General features: G+C 62.0%; 18 protein-coding genes, 1 tRNA gene and 1 pseudogene. 4 read left to right on the forward strand and 16 right to left on the reverse strand.

Annotation, left to right across the window (positions count from 1 at the left end):
* Window positions 1-7: 7 nt before the first annotated feature.
* The 3 genes from NA5_RS39775 to NA5_RS32690 all read right to left on the reverse strand — a co-directional run bounded on the left by NA5_RS39775 (window position 8) and on the right by NA5_RS32690 (window position 3,319).
* Window positions 8-1,474: a C40 family peptidase gene (locus NA5_RS39775; RefSeq protein WP_245672504.1), complete on the reverse strand. Its 1,467-nt coding sequence runs from the start codon at window positions 1,472-1,474 to the stop codon at window positions 8-10.
* Between the two features lie 271 nt (window positions 1,475-1,745).
* Window positions 1,746-2,594: a hypothetical protein gene (locus NA5_RS32685; protein WP_062992887.1), complete on the reverse strand. Its 849-nt coding sequence runs from the start codon at window positions 2,592-2,594 to the stop codon at window positions 1,746-1,748.
* Window positions 2,594-3,319, reverse strand: coding sequence for a ParA family protein (locus NA5_RS32690; protein ID WP_157110766.1), 726 nt, complete (start codon window positions 3,317-3,319; stop codon window positions 2,594-2,596). The genes NA5_RS32685 and NA5_RS32690 overlap by 1 nt, the downstream gene beginning before the upstream one ends.
* Before the next feature lie 199 nt (window positions 3,320-3,518).
* Here NA5_RS32690 and NA5_RS32695 point away from each other — a divergent pair, with 199 nt between their 5' ends.
* From NA5_RS32695 to NA5_RS32705, 3 genes are all read left to right on the forward strand, one after another.
* Window positions 3,519-4,661, forward strand: a complete 1,143-nt coding sequence (locus NA5_RS32695; RefSeq protein ID WP_062992889.1) for an acyl-CoA dehydrogenase family protein — start codon at window positions 3,519-3,521, stop codon at window positions 4,659-4,661.
* A gap of 98 nt (window positions 4,662-4,759) precedes the next feature.
* Entirely contained in the window at window positions 4,760-5,572 is an 813-nt protein-coding gene (locus NA5_RS32700) for a glycosyltransferase family protein (protein ID WP_371856474.1), read from the forward strand.
* Window positions 5,573-6,030: 458 nt separating this feature from the next.
* Window positions 6,031-6,106, forward strand: a tRNA-Arg gene (locus tag NA5_RS32705).
* A gap of 646 nt (window positions 6,107-6,752) precedes the next feature.
* Here the strand turns inward: NA5_RS32705 and NA5_RS43345 are convergent.
* From NA5_RS43345 to NA5_RS32755, 13 genes and pseudogenes are all read right to left on the reverse strand, one after another.
* Window positions 6,753-7,835: pseudogene (locus tag NA5_RS43345) on the reverse strand (recombinase family protein); the annotation flags it as partial.
* On the reverse strand, window positions 7,832-8,290 hold the full coding sequence (locus NA5_RS39785) for a recombinase family protein (protein WP_169811400.1): 459 nt from the start codon (window positions 8,288-8,290) through the stop codon (window positions 7,832-7,834). The gene NA5_RS39785 and the pseudogene NA5_RS43345, both read right to left, overlap by 4 nt.
* A complete protein-coding gene (locus tag NA5_RS39790) occupies window positions 8,287-8,955 on the reverse strand; it encodes an ImmA/IrrE family metallo-endopeptidase (protein ID WP_084484606.1) in 669 nt (222 codons plus the stop codon). Before NA5_RS39790 ends, NA5_RS39785 begins: the two co-directional genes overlap by 4 nt.
* Before the next feature lie 145 nt (window positions 8,956-9,100).
* Window positions 9,101-9,514, reverse strand: a complete 414-nt coding sequence (locus NA5_RS39795) for a helix-turn-helix domain-containing protein (protein ID WP_084484607.1) — start codon at window positions 9,512-9,514, stop codon at window positions 9,101-9,103.
* A 207-nt stretch (window positions 9,515-9,721) separates the two neighbouring features.
* Window positions 9,722-10,114: a hypothetical protein gene (locus NA5_RS32720; protein ID WP_062992892.1), complete on the reverse strand. Its 393-nt coding sequence runs from the start codon at window positions 10,112-10,114 to the stop codon at window positions 9,722-9,724.
* Between the two features lie 82 nt (window positions 10,115-10,196).
* On the reverse strand, window positions 10,197-10,820 hold the full coding sequence (locus NA5_RS32725) for an MT-A70 family methyltransferase (RefSeq protein WP_062992893.1): 624 nt from the start codon (window positions 10,818-10,820) through the stop codon (window positions 10,197-10,199).
* Window positions 10,817-11,572: a replication-relaxation family protein gene (locus tag NA5_RS32730; protein WP_062992923.1), complete on the reverse strand. Its 756-nt coding sequence runs from the start codon at window positions 11,570-11,572 to the stop codon at window positions 10,817-10,819. The genes NA5_RS32725 and NA5_RS32730 overlap by 4 nt, the downstream gene beginning before the upstream one ends.
* A 254-nt stretch (window positions 11,573-11,826) precedes the next feature.
* Entirely contained in the window at window positions 11,827-14,013 is a 2,187-nt protein-coding gene (locus NA5_RS32735) for a type IV secretory system conjugative DNA transfer family protein (RefSeq protein WP_062992894.1), read from the reverse strand.
* A complete protein-coding gene (locus NA5_RS39800; RefSeq protein ID WP_084484608.1) occupies window positions 14,000-14,239 on the reverse strand; it encodes a hypothetical protein in 240 nt (79 codons plus the stop codon). The genes NA5_RS32735 and NA5_RS39800 overlap by 14 nt, the downstream gene beginning before the upstream one ends.
* A gap of 207 nt (window positions 14,240-14,446) precedes the next feature.
* On the reverse strand, window positions 14,447-14,653 hold the full coding sequence (locus tag NA5_RS32740) for a hypothetical protein (protein ID WP_062992895.1): 207 nt from the start codon (window positions 14,651-14,653) through the stop codon (window positions 14,447-14,449).
* 2 nt (window positions 14,654-14,655) lie between these two features.
* Complete coding sequence (locus NA5_RS32745) at window positions 14,656-16,050, reverse strand: hypothetical protein (protein WP_157110767.1); 1,395 nt, start codon at window positions 16,048-16,050, stop codon at window positions 14,656-14,658.
* A gap of 49 nt (window positions 16,051-16,099) precedes the next feature.
* Window positions 16,100-17,320: an OmpA family protein gene (locus NA5_RS32750; RefSeq protein ID WP_062992897.1), complete on the reverse strand. Its 1,221-nt coding sequence runs from the start codon at window positions 17,318-17,320 to the stop codon at window positions 16,100-16,102.
* Between the two features lie 101 nt (window positions 17,321-17,421).
* Entirely contained in the window at window positions 17,422-17,982 is a 561-nt protein-coding gene (locus NA5_RS32755) for a hypothetical protein (protein ID WP_062992898.1), read from the reverse strand.
* Between the two features lie 159 nt (window positions 17,983-18,141).
* Here NA5_RS32755 and NA5_RS40885 point away from each other — a divergent pair, with 159 nt between their 5' ends.
* Window positions 18,142-19,485: a hypothetical protein gene (locus NA5_RS40885; RefSeq protein ID WP_157110768.1), complete on the forward strand. Its 1,344-nt coding sequence runs from the start codon at window positions 18,142-18,144 to the stop codon at window positions 19,483-19,485.
* The last annotated feature ends 56 nt before the right edge of the window (window positions 19,486-19,541 follow it).

Raw genomic sequence — 19,541 nt, forward strand, 5'->3', positions numbered from 1 at the left:
TTCAGCGTCAGTACCGACGCGCGCCCGCGTAGGGCATCGAGGACATCGGCGACATGATCACACCGGTCCCATAGGTGGATGCGTGGATGACCTTCCCCTCACCGGCATAGAGAGCCGAGTGGCCGCCGCCGTAGAAGGACACCACGTCACCGGGCTCGAGCTCGTCCCAGGAAACCGGGGTACCCGAGGACAGCTGCTCATAGCTGGTGCGCGGCACCTTCACCCCGGCCTGCCGGTACGACCACTGCACCAGCCCGGAGCAGTCGAAGGCATCCGGCCCCGTCGCGCCCATGCTGTATGCGGTGCCGACCTTGCCGCGCGCCGCGTCGACGGCGATCGCGCCGTGCGTGCGTTCCGGCGACACCGCGGGCCCGGGTGTCGCGGCAGGCGGCTTGATGCCGAGAACTCCGGCGAGGTAGGCGAGTTCGCCGCGGAACTCAGCGGGCACCGTGATCCCGGTTCCCGGAATCGTCGCCGGAAGCTCGGCGGGCGCCGGAGGCGAGGAACGTTCGCCCCATGGAATCACAAAGGGCAGTGCGCGTTCAGCTCCTGGAACCGCCTGCGGCGAGGCCCGTTCCGGACCGGGTATCGCGAGCGGAGCCGACCGCTGCAACCCGAGCACGCCGAGGGGTATCGAGATCTCCGTACCCGGAATCGCCAGCGGAATCGAAAGCTCCGTCCCGCGGACCTCGACCGGCGCGATCTCCGAGACAGTGACCGGATGCTCAACCGCCGGAATCGGCGGAAGCGTCGAGCGCTCGATACCCCAAGCCCGCAGCGGCACCGCGAGTTCGGGAACCGTCAGCGGCACCGAGAGTTCCTTACCCTGCAACACAACCGGCGCAACATCCGAAGCAACAACCGAATTTTCGACCGCAGGAATCAACGGAAGCGTCGAACGCTCGATACCCAGAGCACGCAGCGGCACCGCGAACGCAGGCCCCCGAACCGTCAGCGGCTCCGAAAGTTCCTTACCTCGCACCGGAACCGGTGCGTCACTCGAAGGAGCAATCCCGATAGCGGAAACCAATGGAAGTGCCGAACGCTCGATATTCAAGAATGCAAGGGGCGTCGAGAACTTCGCGCCCGGAATCATTGGTGGAATAGAAAGTTCATTACCCGGAACTCCGAGAGGCGTATCGAGTTCCGCATCGGGAATGGCGGGTGGTGCCGAAAGTTCCTTCCCCGGAACTTCAGCCTGCGCGAATTCCGAAGGAACGACGGAATCCGCTACCGCGGGAATCGATGCGGGCAACGCTCGCCCATCCGTCGGGACCTCTGTGCCGGGAATCGAAAACTGGTTCGGGACTTCGAGTGTCCCGACACCCGGAATGGTCAGCGGTTGCGCTGACGCCTGACCTCCTGCGAGCAGTGTCGCGGCGATCGCCGCGCCTGCGATGACTCCCGCGCCGACGGCCCATGGGAGCACGCGCCGCAGGAAACGAGAATATCGACCCTCCGTAGTTGATGCCATGATCCGGTCCTCCGATGCTCGTATCGAAGTTCCTGGCTGGCCGTGCGACGCCGAACTGCATTGGCGTGTAGGACTTCACCAAGACCTCGAATGAATTCGAAAACCATCACGGTGATCTGTAGTCCAGCGGATCCGATCGCCATATTTCGCGCAATAATCACCAATAACGCGACACGACACGCGCATTAACGATAACAAAAGCGTAACTATAACGAAATGCCCCGCAGCGGAATCGCTTCCGCGACGGGGCATTCCGGACCACCGAATCGGCTCAGGCGATGATCTGCTCCTCGATCTGTTCGGCGAGAGTGCGCAGTTTCGCGGCGAATTCGCGCGCCGCCGCCGGATCATTGTTCGAGCCCTTGACAACTCGTCGCGTCAGCGCGGCGAACCGTGATTCCACCGCGGCGAACAGGTCGACGGCCCGCTCATTCGATCGGTGGCGCAACTCCCCACGCAACCATGCCTGCAGCAATTCGACGACTTCGGCCTTGTCGAATCGCTCGGGCAACAGCGCGACGGCCTCGCGAAGCTTGCCCGCGGTGACCTTCACATCGTCGACACCGGCAATCGTGGTGTACACGGTGACCGCCGCGTCTTCGCCGTGCTGGGCGGCCACCGGCAGCAACTCGCGGACCTGTCCCTCATTGATGGCGGGCGCTACCGGATGCAATTTGGCGGCGAGCGGCCAAGCCCGAATCAGCTTGTGCGCGTATGACCGCTGCATATCCCAGCGCCGCTCCACATATTCGTCGAAGCTCGCGTACTGATCCCGATAGAGCCGACCGTCGCGCACTATTTGCAGTGCGCGTCCGGCCGACCAGAAGGCGACCCGCAGGCCGTCTATCGAGGATTCACACGCTGTCAACTGGGCCTGCTCGCGCTCGTCGAGCGGGCCATCCGGCTCGGTTTCAGTCGGCGCGGGCAGCGGCATCGTCAATACATTCGCCTCGGCAGGCGGCGCGATCACCTCCAGTGACGCCGCGCTCAGCGGGACCGCTCGCCACTCGGCATCCCGCAGCGGGGATACCGGGGGCGTGTGCTCGGCGCTATCGGCGAGCGGATTCGCGCCGCCGATCGAACCCTTACCGATGGAACCCTTCCTACGCTGCGGAGGCATCAGGCGGGCACCTCCACCGCGACCCGGTACGGACTCACCAACTCCTCGCCGACCTGCCGATATTCGCCGAGATCCACGATCGGATTCTCGGCGCCGTCACCGACCTCCCCGTCGGCCGCCTCCCGATACCACTTCCACGCGCTCAAATAGGAGGCGAAGACGTCGTAGCCCGCATCCTCCAGATTTCCGCGCTGCGTGCGGTATTCGGTCGAGACATTCACACCGTTCTTCATCGTCACCGGCACCTTGGTCATCAATACCCGCACCCGGATTTCACGGCCGCTATCGGCCGCAGCTTCCTCGGCGGCCTTATAGGTACTCGGCACCCGCTTGACCTCCGACGGGCTGACGCTGGTCAACAGAATCAGCTCATCGCTCTGCGGTATGGCGGCCTTGAATATCTCGGCCGACTCACCACCGGCATCGATGATGATCACGTCGAATTTCCCGGCATTGTCGGTAATGCAGTCGTCGACATGTCGCGACGGGAAGGCGATCAGCTTGAACGGCACCTCTATCCCGCCCTTGAGCAGGCGCCGGTACCAGGAATATCCGGTCTGACTGAGCGGGTCCGCGTCGATGACGAGCACGCGCAATTCGTGGATCTTCGCGAAATATGCGGCCAAGAAAAACGCTGATGTCGTCTTGCCGACACCGCCTTTGAGATTTCCGAGCGTTATGACCAACGGCTCGGGTAGCTCCACTTGCGCAACAGAATTCTTCATGGACAATCCTCCGAGGGTGAGGAGTGCAGAACTGTGGCGGGGCCAAGTTTCGCACAGCGAAGATGAATTTCCGCTGATTGCCGACGCGCCATTTACGCGCGCGCGTGCGTTGTGCGCGATGTGGGCGGCGAAGCTGTGTCCAATTGGACACACCCGACCACCCTGTCACGACCCGACACCGACCGGGTAGACAGGTGACATGCCTGTTGACCGGATGCTGCCGACGCCCGAGGCCCGCGACCTGATCGAACTCACTCGCGATATCGCCGACAAGGTGCTCGAGCCACGCGTGGTCGAATCCGAGAAGACCGGAACGTTTCCCGACGGCGTCTTCCCGGCACTCGGCGCGGCAGGGCTGCTGAGCCTGCCGTATCCGGAGGAATTCGGCGGCGGCGATCAGCCCTACGAGGTGTATCTGCAGGTGCTCGAGGAGTTGGCGAGCCGGTGGGCCGCGGTCGCCGTCGCGGTCAGCGTGCACAGCCTGTCCTGCCATCCACTGTTCGCCTTCGGCACCGACGAGCAGAAGCAGCGCTGGCTGGCGACCATGCTGTCGGGCGAAACCATCGGCGCCTACAGCCTTTCCGAACCACATGCCGGATCCGATGCTGCCGCGCTGCGCTGTCGGGCCGCCGCGGTCGAGGGCGGGTACCGGATCAACGGTTCGAAGGCGTGGATCACCAATGGCGGCCGCGCCGACTTCTACACCCTCTTCGCCAGGACCGGCGAGGGGTCGCGCGGCATCTCGTGTTTTCTGGTGCCCGGCGACACCGAAGGCCTGAGTTTCGGCAAGCCCGAGGAGAAGATGGGCCTGCGCGGGATTCCTACCACCACGGCCGCCTACGACGACGCCTTTTTACCCGCCGAAAGGCTGATAGGCGTTGAGGGACAAGGACTTTCGATCGCATTCAGTGCTCTGGACTCGGGTCGCCTCGGCATCGCGGCGGTCGCGACGGGCCTGGCTCAGCGCGCCCTCGACGACGCCGTCGCCTATGCCAAGGAACGAGAAGCGTTCGGCCGCCACATCATCGACCACCAGGGCCTCGGTTTCGTGCTCGCCGATATGGCCGCCGCCGTGGATTCGGCGCGCGCGACCTACCTCGACGCCGCCCGCCGCCGCGATGCCGGACTCCCCTACTCGCGCCAGGCCAGTGTCGCCAAACTGATCGCCACCGATGCCGCGATGAAGGTCACCACCGACGCGGTACAGGTCTTCGGCGGCTACGGGTATACCCAGGATTTCCCGGTGGAGCGCTATATGCGCGAGGCCAAGGTCATGCAGATCTTCGAGGGCACCAATCAGATCCAACGTCTGGTCATCGCCCGCCAGCTCGCCGGACAATAGACACGGCGGGACACCACCCGCCGCGAAGCTCAGCCGAGTCTCAGCAAGCCCCCAGTAAACTCGGGGTGACCTGGGTCGATGACGAAAGGGCGCGAGCGATGCTGTGGGTACTGATCGGCGTTGTGATCCTGCTGGCGGCGGCCTACGTCATCTACCAGGCACAGCAGACCAAACAACGCGCCGCGCGCGAGTTCGAGGATGCGGCCGCCGATGCCAGGCAGATGATCGAGCGACTCGCGGGTCAGGTCTACAACCTCAGCGGTAGCAACGAGGCGGCGAAGCAGGCTCTCGCCGACGCCTCGGAGCGGCACATCGCGGCGGGCTCGCAGATCGAGCAGGCACGCACACCCGCCCAGGCGCGGCTGGCGAAGCAGACCGCGGTCGAGGGGATGTACTACATCCGGGCAGCGCGCACCGCGATGTTGATGGATCCGGGTCCGGTGATTCCGGCGCTGGACGGTCAGGACACCGCCGGGCGGGTCACCGAGAAGCGGGTCGTCGAATACGAGGGCCGCGAGGTCGCCGCATCGCCGAATCCCTCCACAGAAACGCCGAATTACTACCCAGGCGGGCGCGTCGCGGGGCGACCGGTGCCCGCGGGCTGGTACTCCGAACCGTGGTGGCGGCCCGCATTGATCGGCGGCGCTTGGGGTTTGGGGTCGGCACTGCTGTTCTCGTCGCTGTTCTCCGGGATGTCCGGGGTGGGGTATGACGTGCAGGGCTTCGAAAGTGGTTACGGCGAGGGGTATCAGGACGCGCTCGATGCGGCGGGGACGGATCAGGGGTACGACCCTGGGGATCAGGGTGGGTACTCGGACGATCAAGGTGGGTACGACTCGGGCGGCGGTTTCGACGGGGGCGGTTTCGACGGGGGCGGTTTCGACGGGGGCGGGTTCGATGGCGGGTTCTGATTGCGGGTTCGACGGCGAGTCCTGACCGCCCCGCCCATTCCAGCGCCCTCCCAATTGGCGCAACCGTCTGAGACAATTAGCTCATCGAGTAAGACGGTGGACCCATCAAGTGGTCCTGACGCATCCAGTCGGATTCCGAAAGCCCCCGAACCAGATGGCAGAAGCCGACCTCACGCCAGGGGCCGACGCCTGACGGAGGCCGACTCCGCACCAGAGGCGACCGCAGGGTCGACATCTCCGGAGCCGAAGGCACGGCGCATTTCCGAGCACGCGTTCACGCACGCCCGCCCACTCCACAGACAGACCGAGCCCATCACAGTCTCAGACAGCAACCCAACCCACGTCAACCCCGCCCCACCTCGACGCGTTCACGCCCCGACCAAATCGATGCGGCCCACCCGCCCCCGACCCGGTAGACTCCCCGACGTCCCAACCGGTGCCCCCGGCACCACAGTTCAGCCCTCGTAGCTCAGGGGATAGAGCACCGCTCTCCTAAAGCGGGTGTCGCAGGTTCGAATCCTGCCGAGGGCACCAAAGTTGTTTCATTCAAACCTACGGCAACCGCCGTAGGTTTTTTGTTGCCTGCGCCCCGGTACTGTGCGGGCGTTTCTGCCGCCGTCTGGCGGATGACGTGCATCAGCTTCGCGCCCTCAGGCGTCACCTTGCGGTCCTCCTCGCTCGCGGCGCTCAGTGCTTGATCCTCGACGGTTACCATCAGCGACTCGTCAAGCAGGGCGTCGAACGGTTCTGCAAGGTCAACACGCACATAGTCCTGTTCGACGTAGATCTTCGTGAAGAATGCCTGGTTGAGTAAACGTCGCATGTGAGGGGTGGCGTTGCGGTACATGGCATAGCAGTTGGTTGCGTAGTCGAGCGCGGCTTGTAAGTTGCGCTCGACCGTCTGGAGGGCGGCGTTGGTGGACTCCAGACGTGTCTCCACCTCGGCCAATTGGCGCGCGATGCGATCCTGCTCCTCCTTGAGCAGGTCAAGCGGCAGCGCGCCAGCATAGTGGGCTTGGAGTAGTCGACCACGCTGATCGAGCAGTCGCTTCTTTTGAGTCATGAAGTCTCGCTGTTGGACTTCGGCAAGCTTGCGTGTCGATTCGAGTTCTTTTCTCAGTCCGTCCTCGATCGGCTTGCGCAGCTCGGTCGAAAGCTGGATGTTGCTGTACTCAGCTTCGACCAGTGTTTCAACGCGTGAGATCAAAACTGCTTGCCGCTGGCAATCGTTGTACTTCTGGTGACGACCCAGGCAGATGAAGTAAGGGTACACGGTGCCGTACCGATTCTTGGCATTCGTAATAATCAAACGCATGCCGCATCCACCACAGAACACTGAGGATTTGAGATAGTGCGGATGCTCACGCTGCTTCTCTCCGACAGCGTGGGAGTTCAGTACATCTTGTACCTGTTGCCATGTGTTTGTATCAACGAGTGGAGTATGCCGTCCTGGGTACCGTACACCCTTGAAGACTACTTCGCCCATGTAATACGGTGTGCGAAGAATCTTATGAAGAGAGTTCGCACGGATCGGCCGACCGGGAAGTTTGGGGGTCGGTCTGGTAGTAAGCCCTCGTGCTTCAAGCTCTGCGGCAAGGTTATTGAGTGTCCATCGTCCAGTGGCATATTCTGCGAATGCCCATGCGATCAGAATGCCACGCTCAGGATCGACCGTGACGGATCGAACTTCGGCGCCCTCACTGTTGATGATTCGAACGTTCAGGTAGCCAAGTGGCGCTTTACCCGGCGTTCCACCGGTCCTGGCTTTCTGCTGCATGCCCTTGTTAACCTCGGTGGCTAGGTTCCGCGAATAGAACTCAGCGATTGAACTCATAATGCCATGCAGCAACATGCCAGATGGACTCTCATCAATATTCTCTGTGGCCGAAACAAGTTCGGCACCGGCCTCGCGGATAGCGAAATGTATCTGAGCGTCGTCAAGGCGATTGCGTGCCAGTCGATCAACCTTATGGACAATCACGTAGTCGACGTGATGTTCCTTGATGTAAGCTAGCATCTCTTGTAGGGCTGGCCGCGACTCAGCATGCTTTCCGGATAGCTTTTCCGGGAACTCCTTGACCACAATCGCGCCGAGCGATGTCGCCTTGCGCCTGTTGGCTTCACGTTGCGCTGGCAGTGAATAACCATCTGGATCACCGTCCCGCTCAGCCTGTTCCTTGGTCGATACGCGCGGATAGGAAACCGCGATTTTCGGCTGGAACTGCCCTGATCCCTTAATGGTCTCCAAGGTACTATCTGTCATGCCAATCCCTCCATCTGTTTATTCATAGCTGCAATTACCCCAACGCTGTGCGGGATGCTTTGCTTGGCACGAGATCGCCAGGTAGATATGTCACCGGATGCCAATATCACGTCGATTCCAAGCTTATGTAAGCGGTTGTAGAGATGTTGCCCGGACTCGAAATTTCGCGAAAAACGGTGCAACCCTGGGAAGATTGCAGTGCGCACATCTGGATGCCGTTCGAGATACGCAAGCATCCGGCGCAACACAGGTCGTTGGCGCAGGCTTGTGGCGGGGGTTCCGACTTCTACGAACTCTTTGACAACGCCGACCTGCCGTTCATCCGCTATGCGCAGCCCTGTATTGCGTTGACGTTGGATCGAGATGGGTTCGCCTCCAGCGGCTTGATCTGCTTTGGAACGTGCAGCGACGGATAGGAATAGTACGGCTGGCGTGAATAGTTCGGAATCGTTCACGCCGCCGCCCTCCAAAGGAAGCCGGTATGCTCAGTCGTCGTTGGTGTGCACTTCGTCAACAGTCGCCTTACTTGGCGACCGCCGAGAGGGCTACGATCTAGACGCTCGGCCATCACTTCTTCGGGAACACCAAAGAAGTCGGCGAGCACGTCCACGTTAGTGTGGCCGGCATGTTGGGCACGCCGGAGTAGACGGTCAGGGATAAGAAAGTGTTTCGCAAAGTGGTCGGCGGCTTCCTCGCTCCGGCATGCTGCGCAGATTGACGACTCACCGGGGTAGAGAGACGCCTCTCGGCCGTGGTCAATTATGTGCTTGAATTCGTGAGCAATATTGAATCGGTGATGCTTCCACGTATCCGTCATCCGCAGTTGTATGACCCACTGGCGCGTGATGACATCCCAGAAGCTAGCACGCGGGATTTGTTGGTCGCGTGAGTATTCTACCCGGACCCGACGCAGTCCACTGATGAGTTCGATCGGTATCAACTTCAGAGACTGCTGAGCGCGGGTAACTGCGTTTGCTTGCTGAATAGCTACGCGCAGACTTTGCTCGAAAGTCAGGCTACGCCTTGGGGCGAGCGATCGAAGCTGGACAATGATCGGTCCATTTTTCAGTACACGTGGGCGACCGACTGTTAAATGAATCTGTGCTGTGGGCGTTGACATATTGGAACTCCTTTCATTGATTGTGCGCTAGTCGATAGAACTTCTCGTTTTACACAGGTTTGGTTGTCTTGGATGCCCGCCCTTAAAATTCTCCTTTCATGGTCGACCTTATTTACGCGCAGTTGGCTGAGAACAGAATGAGTACTCAGGCTTGGGAGATCTTGCCGTCGTAATCAACAACTGTTTGATGATAGGTGTCAAAGATGCCGCCGTGTCGTTTTGCCGTCTCCTCGATAGCATTGCAGAGGTCTCTCGCGGCATCAGGCGAGAGATGGTAGTAAGCGACGGCGACATATGGCCGTTTCGTTACTTTATCGTTTTTCGGCATCCATCCAGCCGCATTCAGCAATATACGTACCGGTAAATCAAGGCCATCTGCAATGGCTTTCAGCGAACGAGGACTTGGATGCGCGAAAGTACATTCTTCGATACGCATGATCGTGGTGTGAGAAAGACCAGCCCGGCGCGCGAGGCCACTCCGCGTAAGGCTCAATTCCTTGCGTCTTTCCTGTATTATCGCGGCGATCCGCTGGGCTTCACTGGTTCGCGGTGAAGACATCTTCTAATTCTCCCAATTAATTAACAGAACCAAGCATAACTCCATTTGTGCGTGTGCGCAAATTAATTTGCAATTTCCACAACAATTTCCGGGCTATTTCCATTCGTGCATCCATTCGAAACTCATGGTTTTTAGGTCGGTCGGATAGTAGTGAGGTGGTGATTTCTCGACCTACTATCCGACCGACGTCTTTCACCTGAGCAGGGCTCAGCTATCCGTTTGTTCGTCGTCCGCCTGTTGTCCGCCGCGACGGCCCCGAACGCGGCGACCACCTTGAGCCGATCCCTCCACGTTCGCGGTGGGATCGGTCCCGGATTCCTCGTCCTGAGTAGGTGGTGCTGTCGGGATGGCGGTGAACAGGTTGTCGATTGCTGCCTGCCTGGCCCGTGCCTCTTCTTCGATGGCAGCGCGGGCAGCATTGGCCCGTGCCATCAGGTCGGGGTCCTGTTTGGCAGCCTCGATATAGGCATCGACAGCCTTGAAGCATTCCTGCTTCAAGTTGCTGCCACGCAGTTCGGCAATCCAGGTGAGCTGGGCGTGCCGCGCGGTGTCGATACGGATAGCCAGGGTGATTTCCTTGCCGCCGTCAGATGTGGACATCGCTCCTCCTCGGTGCGAGCGGCCGGTAAGCGCTTGTTGTGCTTACGGGTACGGCCGCAGGACACCGACGAGGCGGGCGCTGTCAAGCTGCGGGGCCGTCCACAACGTCAGGCGGTGTCGCTTTGGGGTGGCGAGGGTGCTTGTTGTCGGATGGCACCGGGTAACCGGGCAATACGATGTCCGAGTCGATCTCGTTGCCCCATGCGTCCCAACCCGATTGACGGCGGCGAGCGAACAGCTCCAGGTATGGGCCGTCACTGACTCTTTCGATGATCGCGAACTGTTCTTCAGGCTTGTGGCTGTGCTCCTGGATCGGGGCGATGAACCAGGTCGGCTGCGCCCGAAAGTTCACCGGGGCATGCCCGCGGGTGCCGAACAGGACGTGCTCTGTCATGTTGCGCAGGTATTGACCGAGCTGTAGGCGTGGCTTTACCCAGGTGAGCGGCGAGCGGTAGGTGAAGCCCCAGGCTTCCATGACGTCGTAGCCCGCCCGCCATGATCCGTTAGTGACCCAGAGCCACAGGTGCGCGTCGTCCTCGGCCAGATTGGCGACCGGCATGCCCTTGATCTGCTCGACCGTCATCAGATCGTAGTGTTCAGAGGCTCCGCGGTGGCCGCGCTGGAGGATGTCCCACGGCGGGTCAGCCATGATGGTGCGGTAGCGCTTGGTCGGGTGGAATGAATGAATTCTGTTGTCTTCGTTCATACTTCGGCTCCTTTCTGCATGGTGGCAATCAGCTGTTCTGGTGGGATGATGCGAAATAGTGCGGCGGACAGCGTTCGGTCACGGTCGATCGCTTCGCGGAGGGCAGTGCGTCGCCGCTCGGCCTTGGCCTCGGTGTCGGCGCTCATGCTCCAGATGACGAACGGGAACGCCCCGTCGTTGCTTTCTTGCTCGATGCCCTGGCGGCGATACACCTCATACTCGCGGCACTTCTTGATCAGGGTTGGGATGCTCTCGGTGCCCTTGTCGATCTCGATAAACGCTGTATCGACGTACTCGCTGTCGGGTGGTGTGGCGGCCTCGGCATACAGGTCGGGCTTGAGGGTCAACCGCGCACCGCCGATACCCATATAGGTGCGCCAAGCGGTCGGCTCGATATCGCAGCGCAGCAATTCCAGCTGTCTCGCGCGGTCGGCCCGTATCAGGGCAACGTGTGCGTCGGCGATGGCGAGTTGGTGATCGAGAAACCGATTCGTCGGCTCGTGAAAGCGACGGCGGGCGCTTGCGCCGGTGTCAGCACGCAGCAGTCGCTCGCCCACGTCATCGAGGTAGTACACAACGCCACTGCTTCCGGCCTGGTGCCCGCCGATACGGCGAGTTAGCTGCTGGACGAGCCGTTCATGACGCAGCCGGGCCAGAACGCGCTGAGCCGTCCGCAACCCGCTTACTTTGGGTAGATCGCCAAAGTGCAATGTCTGGATCTGCGGCACAGTCAGGAACCTGTGCGCGGACACCGACCGCAAGATCGACCAATCACGTTCGCTGAGTCGCTCGCCGAGGGCGTAGAGGTCACGGACCGGACGGCGGGTGCGACCGGGTGTGGTGCCCGTATGGGCACCATCATTCGCGTCCAGCAGGGCTGCGAATTTGCCAGCGACCGGCCCGTATGGGGAATTGCTGGTCGATGCGGTACGAACACCGGCACGAATATCGTCAACAGATGTAGTTTCTACGTCGCTTCCGCTCCTGCCGCGCGAATTTTCCGTCGTCATGCCTGCCTCCGTCGCCGCCGGGGCGCACCGTCCGTATCGCCGTTCACCTGATCGAGCAGCTCGGCGAATCCTGCTTCGATCTCGTCCAGTGGTTGGCCGTAGCGCTCACGGGACAAGCGCCGGATTTCGTTCGGATCGCTGGTTTCCGGGGGCGGGGGCAGGGTCACGCCCGAGGCCCACGGCTGGACGGTGTTGTCGCGCATCAGGTTCACGTAGACGTGGTGGGCGGGGAGCGCGCCGAAGTCCTCTGGTGCGAGTACGGATTGACCGGTGGCCATGTCCTTGGCATCACCTGCCTGGAGCTGGAACGTGATCCGGCTCCTTGCGTTGTTCCGGAAAGCGTCGAGCATCGCGGGCGGCAGCTGCTTCTGATACTGATGTGCCAGGTGGAAACCAGCGCGGAGGGAGCGCGCCGTTGCTAGCGCATCACCGAGGTCAGTCGGCAGGCGCAAGTAGTCCTGCACCTCGTCGATATAGACCATGACCGGCGTGCGGCCGTCCTCCGGCGTACCGGCCCGCTCGCGAATTGCCTGCCACAGCTCGGCGAGGATAATCGCCCCGAGCAGCTGCGCCGCTTCCGGCCCGATGACCCCTTTCTGCAAGGGCACCAAGAGCACCTTGTTCTCCTGCAGCACCTGCCGGATGTTGAACTTCGGGTTGCGCTGCGCCAGAACAGCTCTCAGCTGCTTGGTCAGCAAGGGGCGCAGCTTGTTGCTGAGCGGCGCGATCTTCGTGTCCACCGCCTCTGGCGACAGCGAATCGAACCACGCCCAGAACGGCCCGGCCGCGAACGGATCGTCGCGGATGACCCGCTGGGTCAGCGATCGCCGGAAGCCCGGATTGGTCAGCAGCAGCGGCAGCATGGTGAGCGAGGCATCGTCGCGCTTCGCCAGCACCTCCAACGAGTTTCGGAGGATGTCGGCCGATCGCGGGCCGAGGTCACCGTGGATGGCGTGAATCGTGCCGAACAACGAATCGGCGATCACCTCGGGGGTCCGGCCCTCGCTGTGCGCCAATGGATTTATCCCCACAGGCGCCTCATCGAGGGCATCGAGGAGCACGACGTCGCCGGCCCGCTCTGCCGGGATACGCGCCAAGATGTCGGAGACGAGATCCTTGGGCTCGATGACCACCACTGGCCGCCCGGCACGGAGGTCTTGGACGATCAGGTTCAAGAGCAATGTCGATTTGCCGGTGCCGTTCGGACCGATGACCCAGGTGTGGCGCATGCTGTCGAGTACGTCGTAGCCGACCGTGCCGGAGACGCCGGGCGCGTTGGCCTCGGCGATTACCCGCTCACCGGACAGAAGCGTCGGGGTTGGTCGGACTGGCTTTGGATGCAGAGGTGGCTGTCCGGGGAAGCGTTCGTCATGGTCGCTGACTGGCCACGCCAGCAGATGGCTGAGCTCTGGCACGCTGAGCGGTTGGGCGGGTGCGAGGATGGACCATGTTGCTCTGGGTTCGTTGACGTTTCCGGCCTTGTCGCTTGCCAGCTTGAAGTGCACGCCCGCCGACTCGACCGTCCCGATCGCCGCCGCCAGACCGAGCAGCAAGGATTTCCGTCGCTCCGCGGTGCCGGCCTCGACGCCGATGCGAATGATGGCCGAGAACCCGTGCTGGCCGAGCTTGCGGGCGATGGCCTGCTTAGCGTTCGGGCGCCGGTCGGGCAGCAGCCCGTTCCAGACCTTGGAGGCCATCGATTGATGCCCGCCGTCCGCTCCGGCGACCGGCGGCAGCATCGGTTGACGGCGTGGCCCGAGAACGACTTGAATCACCAGGCGCTCAGTGCCTTTCACGGCGGTCAACGCGCTCAGGATGGAGCGGGCCGACGCGATTCGATCGACCGGCTCCAACGGCCAATCCGTCGCGGTCAGCTTCAGTCGTCGGGCGGTGACGATGGAGTCACGCTCCTGGGTGTCGAACGGTGTCACCACCGCACCGGATACCAGTTGCTCGACCGCCCGGCGCACATTTTGGACGTGCCGAAGTTGGCTGCCGACGAGGTATTCGACTCCATCAGCGGTAGAGCGGGCTTCGAGGATCAACTGGGGCGCGTGTTTCTGTGCGGCCCAATGGCGAAGCAGGCTCATTGCGGCATTCTCGCGAAACGGGCTGGGCCAGAATAGGAGTTGCCAGACCAGAGAGTCGGCGGAAAGGTCCGGTACTGGATTACTCATTGTCATGGCCAGCCTCCTTATTGCCATTCGTTTCATCTGAAGCAGACTTGCGATCTTTCATCTCGCTCTTGTTAGTCTCAGCCAATGCAAGTGCGATCAGCGCTTTGCTGAGAAGCTCGATATCCGGCGGATCACGCCGAACGGTTCGCAGGTAGATCCGGCGCTCACCTCTGTTGCGGCGCTTGACTTCTCGATCGCCTCGACGGTAATTGGGGCGTCCTGTTTTCGACATAGCTGTCCTCCTTTTCGAATTACGTTGCTTAGCGAACTGCGCAGACTTGCGCATATACATGAGCCTTATGTGCGCTTACGCACAAAGGTCTTGATTCCAATATGTGGCGCGCTTACATGAAACTCAACGAAGATTGCAGAATCTACGACACCGATGCGAATAGCCCTGCCAGAGATAGAAATGGGTCAAAGGTTGACCAAATTTCAGTCACCACCCGGCACGCATTTTGCGGTAGACGATGATGCCGCCGATGATCAACGCGATCATCCCGACAACGCCCAGGACGATGGTCAGCGTCGGCCACATCGACTCGATCAGAGCGACCGCGAAATAGATCGCCACGACACCAAGCAGGATGCTCCCGCAGGCTCGCTTGAACGTCTCGGCCATGCCCGAGGGTGAATCGCCGCTCATCCTCACCACTCCCCGTCGAGGTCGTCGCTAGCGTCGTCCGCCTCGGTGGGCGCCACTGGCACCAGCACTGCATTCTTGGGCGCGGCCGTGGGTGTCTTGCCCTCGGTGGCCGTGCCGTCCCCGGCCACCAGCTCATCGAGTCGGTCCATCAGTTCAACCAGAATCGAGCGGTCGACGTCGACGTGTGGAGCGGTCAAGTTGATGCTCGGACGGCCGTGCTGGGAGGTGATCTGTGCTTGCGCTCCGCAACCCTGGTGATAGCTCCTAGCAATCAACCGCAGCTGGTCGGCCCCCTTGATCGGCGTGCCCATCGCGGCAAGTGTGGCAGCGTAGACCCGCTCGGCTTTCAGCCGCAGTAGCGGCAACTGCGCAGTGAGAGCGTCGATTTGGCGATGCAATTCCATTCGCCGCCGTTCAATCGGTTTGAGCTGTGCGGTCAGATGCCTGATCTCGTCGGTCTGTGGCGAGCCATCTCGGAAGTACGCCGCGAACACCACCATGTTTACTGTGGCGACGATGATCGCGAAGAAAACGCCGAGGACGGTCGCGCTGACGATACTGCCGCCTGCGGCCAGGCTGTCTGTCACGATCCGATAGGCCATCACGATTCCAGCGCTGATTGCCATTGCCGCCGCCAAGCCGATGAACAGTAGGGGAAGAGTGCGCGCCTTGCCCTCGGGCAGTTGGATATGTCCGGTGTCGTTCTTGTAACCCTTGAGGTCTTGGCCGAAAAACTTCAGGCCGACTGCGACGGCCGCGGTGCCGAGCAGCGCGAAGACGACACTGGTGAGCAGTGGCACCAGGCTTTCACCCCACGCTGAACCGGCCCCGGAGGCCAGCCCGGCAAGATCGACGTTGAATACCTGTGTCACGAAGTACAACAGCACCGGAAAATCCACCACGGCTATCCAGGTCGAATACCGAGACAGCCAAGCAGGCACCCGTCGATGGTTTACATTGCCTGCATCGCGCTCTTCAGTGACTGTCGTGCTCACGGCTTTCATCCGCTTGTTCGCCTCCGACGCTGGGATGACGTCGCCGTTCATGCCCGCGACCGGCTGCTCATCCAAACGGTCGAGTTCGGCTCGCACGATGGTGATTTCGCCCTTGATACTGGCGGCTTCGTCCACCAGCTGGCCGAGCTGCTCTGCACCGCATTCGCGGATCTCCTCGGCGGCCAGCATGCCTTTGCTCATCGCGACCGCCTCCATCTGGCTGAGGGTGTCCGGCTCGCGGGTGCCGCCGATGCGCTCCTGTTCATCGACGAGCGCAAGCACATCAGGGAGCCACTCACGTGGGATGGGGCGGCCGGTTGCTAGCGACAGCTTGATATCGCGTCGGGGTACGGATGGCGATCGGGTGCCGATCGTCGGCACTGCGGTGGGCTGGATGGTCATGATGACTCCAATCTGATTGAGGGGTGCGATTTCTTGGGGTGAGGGCATGTCATTGATCGCCGCGGTGAAAGGTCAGCTCGACGCGACGGTTCTGCTGCGCCTTGGCCTCGTCGAATTGGCTATTGGTGAAATTCGGGATGATCGGCTCGCGGGCGTCGCGGCCAGAGACGATGCCCAGCAGTTCGGACGGCAGTCCCAGCGCTACGAGGCGATCCGCCACGGCACGGGCCCGCCGCTCGGACAGGTTGTTTCGGGTGTCCCCGGTGCCGGTGTCCGCGATGTGCCCGGTGACGTCGATGGACTGGACGTCGCATCGGGATATAGCGTCCACGATCGGTCGTAGTTGGTCGTCAGCGTTCGCCGGCAGGAGCGCGCTCTCCGGTGCGAAATGGAGCGTCTGGTCGTTCAGGCTGGTCCAGACCGGGCAGCCGCTACCGCTATCCGTGATGGCGTCCGGTACTGGCACTACCGGCACCGGCATCGGGGCCAGCGGCGCCGTCGCGGCTGAGGTGTCGTGCGAGACAACACAACTGGTTGCCCCGGAACGTTGGCAGATGCCGGTCCATAGCTGTTCCACTAGCGCGCGGGCGAACGGCGGCAAGGCGGGCTGCGAACCGGCGGCAATGCCCAGGCCATGGAACGTCACGTGACGACCCGACAGACTCGGTAAGCGGCCCTGCCGGGCGATGCTGTCGATGACGCTGTCCGGCTTGGCGTTCCAGCCAACGACGCGCAGGTCGATTGGCGCGGCCGTGTTGATCCCGGAAGACACGACGTGCAGGTCGCCAGGCAGTTGGCTGACCCGATCGAGCAGCCCGAGGAGATCGAGGCCGGGCCGGTCGGCGCGGACGTCGGCGACCGTGTCCGCCAGCTCGCGCACGGAGGAGGCGATCTGGTGATTGGCGTCGGCCGCGGCGTGCTGTACCTGGCCGTTCGGGCGGAGCGGCGTCAGATCCTTGGAGGTGATGCCGCCCGCGGCCGAGGACACCATACGCACGGTGGCGTCGCCGGTGCGCTTGGACTGCTTGGCCATGTCGGTCAGCTCAGCGACGAGTGAATCCGGCAGGACGACGCGGGGTTCGGCGCTGGTGGCGGTGGCGGCGATGGTGATCGCGGAGGGGAGCGTGTCCGCGGGCGCCGCGGTGCAGCCGACGACGCCGGTCAGCGTGGCCAGGGACAGACCGATCGCCGCACCCGCGGCGAGGCCGGCGCGGAGGAGATGAACAATCCGCGCTTGACGTTCAGTGGGGCGTACGGAGGGAGGGGCCATGTGGAACTCCTTTGATTAGGTGTTGGAAGACTTGGGCGAGGCATGAATTCGAACGGTCATGGCCTGCCGCCGGACGGCCATCCGGCGGCAGGCCCCACGGATCATCCCGGCCAGCGGTTGACCGCCCAGAAGATAAGAAGCCGCAGGTAGCCGGTAGAAAGCTCCCAAGCGTGTTCGGTGCTGGTCGGAGCAGCGGCGTACTGCCCATTGGCGAAGATGTCGATCTCCGCACGCAGCTCACGGAAACCCTGAAAGACGAAAGCCGTGATCGCGTAGACGGTTTCCGGGTCGTCGCCATCTGGTACAGCCAGGCCGCTTCCTGTGGACCTGTCTTCGGCCAGTTCCGAGGCGGTGAGGGTGTCCTGGTGGGTGACGTCGAACTCCGGTGAGGCTTCGACGGCGTCGGTGGGCCACTGCCGAGCCCACTCCAGGAGGCCCATGCGGGTCCAGTCGGCGAGGTCTCGGGCGTGAGCGGCGGTGGTCGGAGCGGCTTCTTCGTGGCCGCTGATGAACCGGCGCAACTTGTTCGCGAAGACGGTCTGTTGTGCCAGGGCGAACTCGGCGATGGCCGACGCGGCGTCTGGATCGTCGCCGGGCGGGATGGTCGGGAGCAGGTCGTCGGGCAGGCCGACTCGGATGTACGGAGCGGAGTTGGTGGGCATGTGCACTCTCTCTGATCGGGCGGTACGTCCCCGTCAGAGTGCCGCCGATTTCCGGGCAGAAGTCGGCGCAAATCGGCGGAAGTGGGCACTCGTCACCCGCCCGGATGCTGTTGCCGCTACGGCCCTCCGCACTCGTCGCTCATCGGGCATGATCGAACCGTGACCAGCAAGCCGACGTTGCCCGCGCCTGAGGCGATCGCTCAGGATCTACGAAAGCTGAGAAGATTTGGCATCGGTCGCATCGACGCAAGCAAAGTGCCGACGCTCCGACGTTGTGCCGTCGCCGCAGAACTAGCCGAGTCCGTGGCTATCTCTGCCGACGCCATTGCAACGCTGGTTCGGCGTGGCGCGGGCGAGATGGTCAGCATTGAGGAACAGGAGGCTGTCGCATGCCTGTACGGATTCAATAGGGAACTCAGGCACGCGTCTGTTCAAATCCGACGAGGAAAAGCCGCATCCGCGCTAGGTTATAGAAGAGCATCGAACTTCACCCGCAATCGGGAAAACGAACTCATTGAAGACTTGGCGCAGGCAATCCGCTCATTCTGTCTGCAACAACTTGAAGCGGCCGAGGTGGGCAATGGCGACGATCCGCATCGGGTGAAGAAAGAATACTTTGCGGGACGTTTCCGCGCGTGGTGGCAGATGCTGCGAGAATGGCTCACCAAGGCTCGGGACTGGCTCCTCTACTCAGAGAGCAGGAGGCTTGCCGGGATCGTTGGTGCGGCACTCCTCGGGGGATTCGCCATATTCTCAGCCTGCAAGGGTAATGCACCTGTTGTGGTACAGAACACCACTCCACCGACAGTGGCCGCTCAGCCTTTTGGCGGTGAGCAGATGCCGGATAATGGTCGTGGCATCACCCAACAGGTTTACCTTGAGGGCTCTCGTTTTGCACAGAAAGAATTTGAAGACCCTGGATATGCATATTGTGGTGTGTCGCCATCGTCTTCACGGGCGGACGCCTACATGTGCGCAGTGCCACCTGATCTCTGGCCGCCAGAGGATCAAAAGACGCGAGGCGTTATGGACCCCTGTTTTGCGGTAGATGCTGATTCGGTGGTGTGTCATGGAAGCGGGAAGACGGGCCCGTATCCGCGGTTTCATGTCCAGGGTGGCGTGCTGGTCGAGAAGTCTCCAAGGTGGGAGGGCGACGCCGACTGGCCGTGGCAAGTTGTAGTCCCAGACGGGAATACCTGTCAACGAATGGCAGCATGGATTGAAATGCAGTCACCTCAGACGAGCTTGCGCTCGCGGAAAAAAGTGCCAGCTGACTCGCCCTACTACCAGTGTTCACGAGAAGAGAAGCATCTTGTGGCAATTGATTGGGTCTTGTCCGCGAGCGGCAAGGTGGAGCTGATTTCATGGCTCAGGACCATCGACGATAAACCCGCCGACGCAATGCGCCTCGAAAAAGGAAGCGACGACACCTGGTACATCCGCTACTCGCCCGAGGAAAACACCGCCTATACGAAGACACGCGTCGCGACCATGGTCTTCTAATCCAAAGGCGGCTGTAAGCCCTGAGTAGTGGGCATGAGAAAGCCCGCTCCTGGTGG

Origin of the sequence: Nocardia anaemiae NBRC 100462, from assembly GCF_001612725.1 — a bacterium.
In the GTDB taxonomy this organism is placed as follows: Bacteria; Actinomycetota; Actinomycetes; order Mycobacteriales; family Mycobacteriaceae; genus Nocardia; species Nocardia anaemiae.

Excerpts from the sequence above, each read along its gene's own strand:
- NA5_RS32755 (WP_062992898.1), bottom strand. The coding sequence starts at position 17,982 with ATGCCCACCAACTCCGCTCCGTACATCCGAGTCGGCCTGCCCGACGAC.
- NA5_RS39790 (WP_084484606.1), bottom strand. The coding sequence starts at position 8,955 with ATGTCAACGCCCACAGCACAGATTCATTTAACAGTCGGTCGCCCACGT.
- NA5_RS39795 (WP_084484607.1), bottom strand. The coding sequence starts at position 9,514 with ATGTCTTCACCGCGAACCAGTGAAGCCCAGCGGATCGCCGCGATAATA.
- NA5_RS32745 (WP_157110767.1), bottom strand. The coding sequence starts at position 16,050 with ATGACCATCCAGCCCACCGCAGTGCCGACGATCGGCACCCGATCGCCA.
- NA5_RS32720 (WP_062992892.1), bottom strand. The coding sequence starts at position 10,114 with ATGTCCACATCTGACGGCGGCAAGGAAATCACCCTGGCTATCCGTATC.
- NA5_RS32750 (WP_062992897.1), bottom strand. The coding sequence starts at position 17,320 with ATGGCCCCTCCCTCCGTACGCCCCACTGAACGTCAAGCGCGGATTGTT.
- NA5_RS32685 (WP_062992887.1), bottom strand. The coding sequence starts at position 2,594 with ATGCCTCCGCAGCGTAGGAAGGGTTCCATCGGTAAGGGTTCGATCGGC.
- NA5_RS32740 (WP_062992895.1), bottom strand. The coding sequence starts at position 14,653 with ATGAGCGGCGATTCACCCTCGGGCATGGCCGAGACGTTCAAGCGAGCC.
- NA5_RS39775 (WP_245672504.1), bottom strand. The coding sequence starts at position 1,474 with ATGGCATCAACTACGGAGGGTCGATATTCTCGTTTCCTGCGGCGCGTG.
- NA5_RS39800 (WP_084484608.1), bottom strand. The coding sequence starts at position 14,239 with ATGTCGAAAACAGGACGCCCCAATTACCGTCGAGGCGATCGAGAAGTC.
- NA5_RS32725 (WP_062992893.1), bottom strand. The coding sequence starts at position 10,820 with ATGAACGAAGACAACAGAATTCATTCATTCCACCCGACCAAGCGCTAC.
- NA5_RS32735 (WP_062992894.1), bottom strand. The coding sequence starts at position 14,013 with ATGACAATGAGTAATCCAGTACCGGACCTTTCCGCCGACTCTCTGGTC.
- NA5_RS32690 (WP_157110766.1), bottom strand. The coding sequence starts at position 3,319 with ATGAAGAATTCTGTTGCGCAAGTGGAGCTACCCGAGCCGTTGGTCATA.
- NA5_RS32695 (WP_062992889.1), top strand. The coding sequence starts at position 3,519 with ATGCCTGTTGACCGGATGCTGCCGACGCCCGAGGCCCGCGACCTGATC.
- NA5_RS32700 (WP_371856474.1), top strand. The coding sequence starts at position 4,760 with ATGCTGTGGGTACTGATCGGCGTTGTGATCCTGCTGGCGGCGGCCTAC.